1 protein-coding gene is annotated in these 13,105 nt (G+C 62.5%); it reads left to right on the top strand.

Translation table 11 applies throughout. The annotated features are described in order from the left end of the window. Nucleotides 1-45: 45 nt before the first annotated feature. Nucleotides 46-13,095, top strand: a complete 13,050-nt coding sequence (locus AFK24_RS03940; RefSeq protein WP_065831999.1) for a non-ribosomal peptide synthetase — start codon at nt 46-48, stop codon at nt 13,093-13,095. The last annotated feature ends 10 nt before the right edge of the window (nt 13,096-13,105 follow it).

Raw genomic sequence — 13,105 nt, 5'->3', positions numbered from 1 at the left:
TCCCCGGCATTCCCGATTGCAAGCCAGACTCAGGCAGGAACAACCATGATCGACGCATTCGAACTCCCCAACACTCTGGTGCAGGCCCTGCAACAACGTGCGGCCCGCCAGCCTGATCGAATTGCCCTGCGTTTTCTTGCCGAAGACGCCAGCGAAGGCGCGGTGCTCAGCTATCGCCAGCTGGATCTGAGGGCGCGAACCATCGCCGCTGCATTGCAGGCCCGGGCCAATCCCGGCGAGCGTGCGGTGCTGCTGTTCCCCAGCGGTCCGGACTATGTGGCCGCGTTCTTCGGTTGTCTGTACGCCGGGATCATCGCTGTGCCGGCTTATCCGCCCGAGTCGGCTCGTCGCCATCATCAGGAGCGTCTGCTGTCGATCATCGCCGACGCCGAACCGCGCCTGATTCTGACCCGTGCCGCGCTGCGCGATTCACTGCTGCAAATGGAGCAACTGCACAATGCCAACGCGCCGCAATTGTTGTGCGTCGACAGCCTTGACGATGCGCTGGCCAATGACTGGCACGCGACGGAGTTGCACGCCGACGATATCGCCTTTTTGCAGTACACCTCCGGTTCCACGGCGTTGCCCAAAGGCGTGCAAGTCACTCACGGCAATCTAGTTGCCAATGAACTGTTGATCCGGCGCGGCTTTGGCATCGACCTGAACCCGGACGACGTTATCGTCAGCTGGCTGCCGCTGTATCACGACATGGGGCTGATTGGCGGGCTGCTGCAACCGATCTTCAGCGGCGTGCCATGCGTTTTGATGTCGCCGGGATATTTCCTGGCGCGGCCGGTGCGCTGGCTGCAAGCCATCAGCGAATACGGCGGAACCATCAGCGGTGCGCCGGATTTTGCCTATCGCCTGTGCAGCGAACGGATCAGCGAATCGGCCATGGCCGGACTGGACCTGAGCAAGTGGCGGGTGGCGTTCTCCGGCTCCGAGCCGATCCGGCAGGACAGTCTCGATCAGTTCAGCAGCAAATTTGCTGCCACTGGCTTCTCCCAAGAGAGTTTCTTCGCCTGTTACGGCCTGGCCGAAGCGACGCTGTTCGTCAGCGGCGGGCAACGTGGATCAGGCATCGGCAAGCTTGAGGTGGACACGCAAGCCCTCACGCAAAATCGCGCAGAACCGGGCAGCGGCAGCCTGTTGTTGAGCTGCGGCAGCAGTCAGCCGGACCACGCGGTGCAGATCGTCGAACCTGCAACCGGCGAAGTCCTGGCCGACAATCAGGTTGGCGAAATCTGCACCAGCGGCCCGAGCATCGCCCATGGTTATTGGCGCAATCCCGAAGCCAGCGCCAAAACCTTTGTCGAGCGCGACGGCCGCATCTGGCTGCGCACCGGTGATCTGGGCTTTATCCGTGATGGCGAAGTGTTCGTCACCGGCCGCCTGAAAGACATGCTGATTGTGCGCGGCCACAATCTTTATCCACAGGACATCGAGCAAGCCATCGAGCGCGAAGTGGACGTAGTGCGCAAGGGCCGGGTCGCGGCGTTCGCCATCAACGAAAACGGTGTGGACAGCATTGGTATCGCCGCAGAAGTCAGCCGCAGCGTGCAGAAAATCCTCGCCCCGCAGGCGTTGATCAAGGCCATTCGGCAAACCGTTGCCGAGGCGTTTCAGGAAGCGCCCGGCGTCGTGCTGCTGCTTAATCCCGGCGCGCTGCCCAAGACATCCAGCGGCAAGCTGCAACGCGCCGCCTGCGCCAAGGGTTTGGCCGATGGCAGTCTCGACAGCTATGCGCGCTATCCGGATGAACAGCATCTTGAGCGAGTGCTTGCTGGCGCGGTCGACGACTTGCAGGACAGCATCGCCGCCATCTGGCGTGAACAGCTGCATGTGGAGCAGATTGCGCCCGACGACCATTTCTTCCTGCTCGGCGGCAATTCCATCGCTGCGGCGCAGGTCATGGCCCGCCTGCGGGAAGTGCTCGGCCTGGAGCTGAACCTGCGCTTGCTGTTTGAATCGCCGTCGCTGGCAACGTTTGCCGCTGAAGTTGCCATTGAAGTCGCTCGCCAACAAGCTGCGGGCGTGCCGACGCAAAACGCCATTGCAGCGCTGCAGCGTGATCGCGACTTGCCGCAATCCCTGGCGCAGAATCGCTTGTGGATTGTCTGGCAACTGGAGCCGCAGAGCGCGGCTTACAACATTCCCGCCGCGCTGCGTTTGCGCGGCGAGCTGGATCAAGCGGCGTTGGCCACCAGCTTCCAGCAGTTGATCCAACGTCATGAAGCCTTGCGCACGCGCTTCCTTGAGCGCGACGGGCAAGCGTTGCAACGCATCGAGCCAGCGTCCGCCTTTACCTTGCAGCACCTGGATCTGAGCCAGCTTGCCGCCCGCGAACGCGACGCTTTGGCCCTAGAGGCGCGGGAGCAGGACGCGCAAGCCCCGTTCGATCTGCAAAACGGTCCGCTGCTGCGCGTGACGTTGCTGCGCCTCGACGAACAGGAACATCAACTCTGGGTCACGCTGCATCACATCATCGCTGACGGCTGGTCGCTGAATGTGCTGATTGACGAGTTCTCAAGGCTTTACGCAGCTGCCAGTCAAGGCCAGACCTTGGCGCTCGCGCCGTTGCCAGTGCACTACGCCGATTACGCCCAATGGCAGCGCCAATGGCTGGCGGCGGGTGAAGCTGCGCGGCAATTGGCTTACTGGACCGAGCAACTGGGCGACGAACAGCCTGTTTTGGCATTGGCCACCGATCATCCGCGCAGTGCATCGCACAGCCATCGGGCGGCGCGTTACAGCGTGTTGCTCGACGAAGGCTTGAGCACCGCGCTGCGGTATACCGCTCAGGAACATGAGGCCACGCTGTTCATGGTCATGCTGGCCGCGTTCCAGGCTTGGCTGCATCGTTACAGCGGCCAGACCGACATTCGCATCGGCGTGCCCGGTGCCAACCGCCCGCGACTTGAAACCCAGGGTCTGGTGGGCTTTTTCATCAATACGCTGGTGCTGCGCGGCGCCGTGGATTCACGCAAGCCGTTCAGTCAATTGTTGCGCGAAGCCCGAGCGGCAGCCCTCGGCGCTCAGGCCCATCAGGACTTACCGTTCGAGCAGTTGCTCGAAGCTATGCCCCATGCACGGGAGCAAGGCCTGTTTCAAGTGATGTTCAACCATCAGCAACGGGACCTGAGCGCGCTGCGCCGCTTGCCGGGGCTGCTCGCCGACGAGCTGCCGTGGCACAGCCGCGAAGCCAAGTTCGACCTGCAATTGCACAGCGAAGAAGACCATCGCGGGCGTCTGGCGCTGCATTTCGATTATGCCGCCGAGTTGTTCGACGTGCAGACCGTGCAGCGCATGGCCGAGCATTTCACCGCCTTGTTGCAGCAGGTCAGCGATCAACCGACGCAGTGCATTGGCGACCTCTCGCTGCTTAGCGCTGCCGAGCAGGCCCAGCAACAGGAATGGAGTCGCGCACCTTGCCCGCCCGCCAGGCGCTGGTTGCCGGAGTTGCTGGCCGAGCAGGCGGCGCTGACACCGGAACGTATCGCGCTGGTCTGGGACGGCGGGCAACTGGATTTCGCCAGTCTCGATACCCAGGCTAACCAGCTCGCGCATTACTTGCGCGACAAAGGCGTCGGCCCGGACGTGTGCGTCGGCATCTGTGCCGAGCGTTCGCCGCAACTGCTGATCGGCTTGCTGGCGATCATCAAGGCCGGTGGTGCCTACGTGCCGCTGGACCCGGAATACCCGCGCGAGCGCCTGAGTTTCATGCTGCGTGACAGCGGCGTCCAATTGCTGCTGACCCAAAGCCATTTGCTTGCCGATTTGCCGGTGGATGAAAGCCTTACCGCCATCACGCTCGATACCCTGCATTTAGGCAACTGGCCACGCAGCGCACCGGGTTTGCACCTCAATGGCGACAACCTGGCCTACGTGATTTACACCTCCGGTTCCACTGGCCAGCCCAAGGGCGTCGGCAATACCCACGCGGCGCTGGCGGAGCGCCTGCAATGGATGCAGGCCACTTATCAGCTGACGGCTGCCGATGTGCTGATGCAAAAGGCGCCGGTCAGTTTCGACGTGTCAGTGTGGGAATGCTTCTGGCCGCTGATCACCGGTTGCCAACTGCTGATCGCCGCGCCCGGAGAGCATCGCGACCCAAGGCGAATTATCGAACTGGTCGAGCAATTCGGCGTAACGACGTTGCACTTCGTGCCGCCGCTGTTGCAGCTGTTTATCGAAGACCCGCAAGTCAGTGCGTGCAATAGCCTGAAACGGATTTTCTCCGGTGGCGAAGCCTTGCCCGCCGAGCTGCGCAATCGGGTGCTGGCGCAGCTGCCGAATGTGCAATTGCACAACCGTTACGGCCCGACCGAAACCGCCATCAACGTTACCCATTGGCAGTGCCGGATTGAAGACGGCCCGCGCTCGCCCATCGGGCGTCCGTTGGGCAACGTGTTGTGCCGGATTCTCGACAGCGAACTCAATCCGCTGCCAGCTGGCGTGCCCGGCGAACTGTGCATCGGCGGCATCGGCCTGGCCCGTGGTTATCTGGGCCGACCCGAGTTGACCGCCGAGCGTTTCGTGCCCGACCCGTTGGGTGAGGACGGCGCGCGTTTGTATCGCACTGGCGACCGGGCGCGTTGGTCCGCCGAGGGTGTGATCGAGTATCTCGGGCGTTTCGATCAGCAGGTCAAATTGCGCGGCTTCCGCGTTGAACCCCAAGAAATCGAAGCGCACCTGCTGGCCCAACCCAATGTGTTGCAAGCCGTGGTGCTGGTCCGCGAAACCCAGGCTGGCGCGCAGTTGATTGGTTGGTACACGGCTGACAGCGAGATTACTCCCGAACAGCTGAAAACCGCGCTGGCCGCCGAGCTGCCGGAATATATGGTCCCGGCGCAGCTGATGCGTCTGGCGCAAATGCCGCTGAGCCCCAGCGGCAAGCTGGACCGCCGCGCCTTGCCCGAGCCGCACTGGCAGCAGCGCGTCCACGTCGAACCGCGCTCCGAACTTGAGCAGCAAATCGCCGCCATCTGGCGCGAGGTCTTGGGTTTGCAGCAAGTGGGGCTGAACGACGACTTCTTCGCATTGGGCGGGCATTCATTGCTGGCCACGCAGATCGTTTCCCGGGTGCGTCAGGCCTGCGATGTGGAATTACCGTTGCGGGTGTTGTTCGACGCCAGCGAGCTGGGCGCGTTTGCCGAGCAGGTTGCGCGGATTCAACTGGCGGGCGACAGCAATCGGCAACAGCCGATTCAGCGGGTTGACCGCAGTCAGCCGGTGCCGTTGTCCTATTCCCAGCAACGCATGTGGTTCCTCTGGCAACTGGAGCCGGACAGCCCGGCCTACAACGTCGGCGGCATGGCGCGGTTGCGCGGCGTGCTGGACATCAGTCGCTTCGAAGCGGCGCTGCAAGCCTTGATCGCTCGTCACGAAACCTTGCGCACCACGTTCCCAAGTGTGGATGGCGTGGCCTGTCAGCAGGTTGCTGCCGAATCGACCGTGCATATGCAATGGCAGGATTTCTCCAGCCTGAGCCAAAGCGCCCGAGAGCAGCAGTTGCAGGCATTTGCCGATGCTCAGGCGCACGCGCCTTTCGACCTGGAACGCGGCCCGTTGCTGCGCGCCTGTCTGGTCAAGGCCGCCGAGCAGGAACACTTTTTTGTCCTGACCTTGCACCACATCGTCACCGAAGGTTGGGCGATGGATATCTTCGCCCGGGAGTTGAGTGCGCTGTACGAAGCCTTCGTCGATGATCGCGAATCGCCCCTTGAACCGCTGCCAGTGCAGTATCTGGACTACAGCGTCTGGCAGCGGCAATGGCTGGAATCCGGCGAGCGTCAGCGTCAGCTGGATTACTGGACCGCCAAGCTGGGCAATGAACACCCACTGCTGGAATTACCCGGCGACCGTCCGCGTCCGCCGGTGCAAAGCCATCGCGGCGGCTTGTATCGCTTCGATCTGGGCGACGAACTGGCCGCCCAGGTGCGCCGCTTCAACGCCGAGCACGGTCTGACGCTGTTCATGACCATGACCGCCGCGCTGGCGGTGCTGCTCTATCGCTACAGCGGCCAAAAGGATTTGCGCATCGGCGCGCCGGTCGCCAACCGGATCCGCCCGGAAAGCGAAGGGTTGATCGGCGCGTTCCTCAATACTCAAGTGCTGCGTTGCCAGCTCGACGGGCAGATGAGCGTTGCGCAGTTGATCGAGCAAGTGCGTCAGACCGTCATTGAAGGCCAGTCCAATCAGGACTTGCCGTTCGATCATTTGGTCGAAGCCCTGCAACCGCCGCGCAGTGCCGCGTATAACCCGTTGTTTCAGGTGATGTGCAACGTGCAGCGCTGGGAATTCCAGCAAAGCCGCACGCTGGCGGGCATGGCTGTGGATTATCTGGTCAACGATGCCCACGCGACCAAGTTCGACCTGAATCTGGAAGTCACCGATCTCGACCAGCGCCTGGGCTGCTGTCTGACATACAGCCGCGATCTGTTCGATGAGCCGCGTATTGCACACATGGCCGAGCACTGGCGCAACTTGCTGCAAGGCTTGATCGCCGATCCCGACCAGCGCTTGAGTGAGTTGCAACTGTTTGATCCTGCCGAACAGGCGCGCCTGATTACCGGTCTCGGCGAAGAGGCGGGCGAGCATGATCTGTCGCAGTGCATTCATGGGCTGTTCGAGGAGCAGGCGCGTAAAACCCCGGAGGCTGGCGCCCTGACGTTCTCCGGAAAAACCCTGAGTTACGCCCAGCTCAACGGCCGCGCCAATCAGCTGGCCCGTGCCTTGCGTGAGCGCGGCGTAGGCCCGCAAGTGCGGGTCGGCCTGGCGCTGGAGCGCTCCCACGAAATGGTCATCGGCCTGCTGGCGATTCTCAAGGCTGGCGGCGCTTACGTGCCGCTGGACCCGGAATACCCGCTGGATCGCTTGCATTACATGATTGAAGACAGCGGCATCGGTCTGCTGTTGGGTGATGCGGCACTGTTTGACGCGTTGGTCGAGTTGCCTGCGGGCGTTGCCCGATATCCCCTGAAGAAGAACGGAATTGTGGGAGCCGAGCTTGCTCGCGAAGACGGTGTTGCAGACTCTGAAAATACGTCGGCTGTATCGGCCCTTTCGCGAGCAAGCTCGCTCCCACGGGAGGCAGAGTTTTATGAAGCCAGCAATCTACCCAACCTCACCTTGCCGCAGCATCAGGCTTATCTGATCTATACCTCCGGTTCCACCGGCAAGCCCAAGGGCGTGACGGTTGGTCATGGGGAAATCGCCATGCATTGCCGGGCGGTGATCCAGCGGTTTGGCATGCGTGCCGACGATTGCGAGCTGCACTTTTATTCGATCAACTTCGATGCCGCGACTGAACGCCTTCTGGTGCCGTTGCTCTGCGGCGCGCGGGTCGTGATGCGCGTTCAAGGGCAATGGGATGCGGAGGAAATCTGCCAGCTGGTCCGCGAACAGCAGATCAATATTCTCGGCTTTACCCCGAGCTACGGCAGCCAGTTGGCACAATGGCTGGCCAGCCAGCAGCAAAGCTTGCCGGTGCGCATGTGCATCACTGGCGGCGAAGCGCTGACCGGCGAACACCTGCAACGCATCCGCGCTGCATTCCAGCCGGAACAGTTCTTCAACGCCTATGGCCCGACCGAAACCGTGGTCATGCCGCTGGCGTGTCTGGCGCCGCAAGCGCTGGAAGAGGGCGTAGCCACGGTGCCGATTGGCAGTGTGGTTGGGGCGCGAGTCGCCTACATTCTTGATGCCGACCTGACTTTGTTGCCTCAAGGCGCGACCGGCGAGCTGTACATCGGTGGTGCCGGGCTGGCCGGTGGATATCATCAACGGCCGGGCATGACCGCCGAGCGGTTTGTCGTTGATCCGTTCTGCGCCAACGGCGGCCGGATGTACCGCACCGGCGATCTGGTACGCCAGCGGGCCGATGGCTTGGTGGAATACCTGGGTCGCATCGACCACCAAGTGAAGATTCGTGGTTTCCGCATCGAGCTGGGGGAAATCGAAAGTCGCCTGCTGGAACATCCCGCCGTGCGCGAGGCCGTGGTACTGGCGCTGGATGCGCCAAGCGGCAAGCAACTGGTCGGTTATCTGGTCGGCGAAGGCGACACGGCTGAGCTGCGTGATGCCCTGCGCACTCACATGCACAGCCAGTTGCCGGATTACATGGTGCCCGCGCAGTTGATCGTGCTGGACAGCATGCCGCTCACCGCCAACGGCAAACTCGACCGCCGCGCCTTGCCAGCGCCGGACCCGGAACACAATAGCCAACAGTTCATCGCCCCGCAAAGCGAGCTGGAACAGGCGTTGGCAGCGATCTGGCGCGCCGTGCTGAATGTCGAGCGGGTCGGCCTGGTGGACAACTTCTTCGAACTGGGCGGCGATTCGATTCTGTCGATTCAGGTCGTGAGTCGGGCGCGTCAGGCGGGGATTCACTTCAGCCCGCGTGACATGTTCCAGCACCAGACCGTGCAGACTCTGGCCAGCGTAGCGACCCGTGTGGAACAGATCCTCGCCGAACAAGGACCGATCCTCGGTGCGGCGAAACTGACACCGATTCAGCATTGGTTCTTCGCCAGCGAGATTCCCCAGGCGCACCACTGGAACCAGTCCGTGCTGCTGCAACCCACGGAAACCCTCGACCCGCTTCGCTTGGAACAAGCGCTGCGTGACGTGCTGGTGCAGCACGATGCCTTGCGCCTGCGCTTCAAACGCGACGCTGGCCTCTGGAGCGCCGAGCACGCGCCCATGGAGCAATGCGCCGTATTGTGGCGCGCGGAACACGCCTCGCCGGAGCTGTTCGCCGACGCGCAACGCAGCCTCAACCTGGAGCGCGGGCCGTTGTTGCGCGCGGTATTGGTCAGCGACGGCAAGGCGCCGCAGCAACTGCTGCTGGCCATTCACCATTTGGTGGTGGACGGCGTGTCCTGGCGGATTCTGCTGGATGATTTGCAATCGGCTTATCGCCAGCAGGCGTTGGCGGCGAAAACCAGCGCCTTCCGCGACTGGACCCAGCGTTTGCAGACCTATGCCGTCAGCGAGCCGCTGCGTGAAGAATTGCAGTGGTGGCAAAGCCAGTTGATCGACAGCAGCAGCTTGCCGTTCGATCATCCCCAAGGCCGTCAGCTGAACGCTCAGGCGCAAACCCTCAGCGTGCGCCTCGATGCGCAACGCACCCGCCAGTTGTTGCAACAGGCGCCCGCCGCGTATCGCACTCAGGTCAATGATTTGCTGCTGACCGCGCTGGCGCGGGTGGTTTGTCGCTGGACCGGCGACAAGGCCGCGCTGATCCAGCTGGAAGGTCATGGCCGCGAAACCCTGTTCGATGACCTCGACCTGACCCGCAGCGTCGGCTGGTTCACCAGCGCGTACCCGTTGCGCCTGGTGCCGCAGGACGTCGCCGACACCGCCGGTTTGGCGCCGTCGATCAAAGCCATCAAGGAACAGCTGCGTAGCGTGCCGCACAAAGGTCTGGGTTACGGCGTGCTGCGTTATCTGGCCGATGACGCGTGTCGGCAGGCGATGGCCGCATTGCCCCAAGCCTTGATCACCTTCAATTATCTGGGCCAGTTCGATCAGAGTTTCGCCGCCGACGCGCTGTTCAAACCGCTGGACGCCGACGTCGGCCCGACCCACGACGAGCAGGCGCCGTTGCCCAACGCGTTGAGCATTGATGGTCAAGTGTACGGCGGCGAACTGGTGTTGCGCTGGACGTTCAGCCACGAGCGTTTTGACCCGGCAAGCATCGACGCCCTGGCCAATGATTATCTGACCGAGCTGCAAGGGCTGATCGCTCATTGCCTGGCTGACGATGCGGGCGGCCTGACGCCGTCGGACTTCCCGCTGGCCAGGCTCAGCCAGCAACAACTGGATGCGCTGCCGATCCCGGTGGCGGCCATCGAAGACGTGTATCCGCTGACCCCGATGCAGGAAGGCTTGCTGTTGCACACGCTGCTGGAACCGGGCACCGGGATTTATTACATGCAGGACCGTTACCGCATCAACAGCGAAATCGACCCGCAACGTTTCGCTCAGGCCTGGCAAGCGGTGGTCGCCCGCCACGAAGCCTTGCGCGCGTCGTTCTGCTGGGACAGCGGCGAGCAAATGCTGCAAATCATCCACAAGCCTGGCGCCACCCGTATCGAGTTCGTCGACTGGAGCGCCGAACCTGAGCAAGGCCATGAAGAGCGCCTGCAAACGCTGCTCAAAAGCGAGCGCGAGGCCGGTTTCGATCTGCTGCACGAAGCCCCCTTCCACTTGCGCCTGATCCGCATCGGCGCCGGGCGTTACTGGTTCATGATGAGCAACCACCACATCCTTATCGATGCCTGGTGCCGTGGTTTGCTGATGAGCGACTTCTTCGAAATCTATACCGCGCTCGGCGAAGGACGCGAAGCGGCATTGCCCGCGCCGCCGCGTTATCGCGACTACATTGGCTGGTTGCAGCGTCAGGACATTGCCCAGTCGAAACACTGGTGGCGTGCCAATCTGCTGGGCTTCGAACGCACCACGTTCATTCCGGTGGATCGCCCGTTGCTGCGTGAACACGCCGGTCACAGCGGCGGCATGATTGTCGGCGACCGCTACACGCGTCTCGATGCTCAGGATGGGCTGCGTCTCAAGGATCTGGCCCAGCGGCATCAGCTGACAGTGAATACCTTCGCGCAGGCCGCATGGGCCTTGGTGCTGCGCCGGGTGTGCGGCGAGCGTGATGTGGTGTTCGGCGTCACCGTGGCCGGACGTCCCGTGGACATGCCGCACATGCAGCGCACGGTCGGGCTGTTCATCAACAGCATTCCGCTGCGGGTCAGCCTGCCTGCGGATGACGAAAGCCGTTCGGTGCTGGATTGGCTGCACGGCCTGCTCGACAGCAACCTGCAACTGCGCGAGCACGAATACATGCCGCTGGTGCAGATTCAGGAATGCAGTGAACTGCCCAAGGGCCAGCCGTTGTTCGACAGCCTGTTCGTCTTCGAAAACGCCCCGGTGGAAGTGTCTGTGCTGGATCGCGCGCAAAGCCTGAGCGCCAGTTCGGATTCCGGTCGCACCCACACCAACTTCCCGCTCACAGCAGTGTGTTATCCGGGCGACGAGCTGGGGCTGCATCTGTCGTTCGATCAGCGCTATTTCGATGGCGAAACCGTTGAGCGGTTGCTGGGCGAGTTCAAGCGCCTGCTGCTGGCGCTGGCCGATGGCATTCAGGGCACGATGGCGGATTTGCCGTTGCTGGCCGATACGGAGCGCCAATTCCTGATCGAGAATTGCAACCGCAGTGAGCATGACTATCCCCTTGAGCACGGCTATGCGCGGCTGTTTGAAGCCCAGGTCGAGGCTCATCCACAGCGCATCGCCGCCACGTGTCTGGAGCGCAAGTGGAGTTATCAGGACCTCAATCGTCACGCCAATCGCCTCGGCCATGCCTTGCGCGAGGCTGGTGTGCACATTGATCAGCCGATCGCTTTGCTGGCGGAACGGGGCCTGGATCTGCTGGGTATGATCCTCGGCAGCTTCAAGGCTGGCGCGGGTTATCTGCCGCTGGACCCCGGTCTGCCGGATCAGCGCCTGAGCGGCATCATCGAACAGAGCGGCACGCCGCTGCTGGTCTGCACCGCCGCTTATCGTGAGCAGGCGCTGGGCTTGCTCGAAGGCTTCTCCTGCGCTGGCAAACCGCGCTTACTGGTCTGGGAAGAAGTGCAGCAGGACTCGCATTCGGTGCTCAATCCGGGGATTTATTCCGGGCCGGATAACCTCGCCTACGTGATCTTCACCTCCGGTTCGACCGGCCAGCCCAAAGGCGTGATGGTCGAGCAGCGCGGCATGCTCAACAACCAACTGAGCAAGGTGCCGTATCTGCAACTGGATCAGTTCGATGTGATTGCGCAGACCGCGTCGCAAAGTTTCGATATTTCCGTCTGGCAATTCCTCGCCGCGCCGCTGTTCGGCGCGCGGGTGGATATCGTGCCGAACATCATTGCTCACGATCCGCAGGCGCTACTGGAACATGTGCAGAGCAGCGGCGTCACCGTGCTGGAAAGCGTGCCGTCACTGATTCAAGGCATGCTCGCGGCAGAGCGTCTGCCCCTGGAGCGCCTGCGCTGGATGCTGCCGACCGGGGAAGCCATGGCGCCGGAACTGGCCCATCAATGGTTGCTGAGTTATCCACAGATCGGCCTGGTGAATGCTTACGGGCCTGCGGAATGTTCCGATGACGTGGCGTTCTTCCGCGTCGATCAAGCCGCGACCGAGGGCAGCTATCTGCCGATCGGCACGCCCACCGATAACAACCGCTTGTACCTGCTGGATGACGCGCTGGAACTGGTGCCTTTGGGTGCAATCGGCGAGTTGTGCATTGCTGGCACCGGTGTAGGCCGGGGTTACGTGGGCGATCCGCTGCGCACGGCTCAGGTGTTTGTCCCGCATCCGTTTGGCGCGCCGGGGGAGCGGTTGTATCGCAGCGGCGATCTGGCGCGGCGCCGGGCTGACGGGGTGCTGGAATACGTCGGGCGCATCGACCATCAGGTGAAGATTCGCGGTTTCCGCATCGAGCTGGGTGAAATCGAAGCGCGGCTGCATGAACAGCCGGAAATCCATGACGCTGCGGTTTCGGTGCAGGAAGGGCCGAACGGCAAGTATCTGGTCGGCTATCTGGTGTCAGGTGCCGATCAGGCGGGCGAGTTGCCGGAAATCATCAAGGCGCGTTTGCGTGCGGTATTGCCGGATTACATGGTGCCGCTGCACTGGCTGTTGCTTGAGCAGTTGCCGCGCAACGCCAACGGCAAGCTGGATCGCAAGGCGCTGCCGGCCATGGATATCGGCCAGTTGCACAATCACGCCTACGTTGCGCCGGGCAATGATCTTGAGCAAACCCTGGCAGATATCTGGGCGCGGGTGCTTAACGTCGAACAGGTCGGCATCCACGACAACTTCTTCGAACTGGGCGGTCACTCGCTGCTCGCCACGCAAATTGCTTCACGGGTGCAGAACGCCTTGCAGCGCACGGTGCCGCTGCGGGCGATGTTCGAGTGCAGCACGGTTTCGGAGTTGGCCGGTTATATCGACGGCCTGGAATCCAGCGTGATCACCGAGGAGAAAGTGGATCGCCTGAGCGACTTGATGGCGCAGCTGGAGGCTTTGGATTGATGAGCTGCCC

It is taken from the genome of Pseudomonas syringae (assembly GCF_001698815.1).
In the GTDB taxonomy this organism is placed as follows: Bacteria; Pseudomonadota; Gammaproteobacteria; order Pseudomonadales; family Pseudomonadaceae; genus Aquipseudomonas; species Aquipseudomonas syringae_A.
Note: the sequence above shows the minus strand (reverse complement) of the source record. Positions and strands in the feature narration are given on the sequence as shown.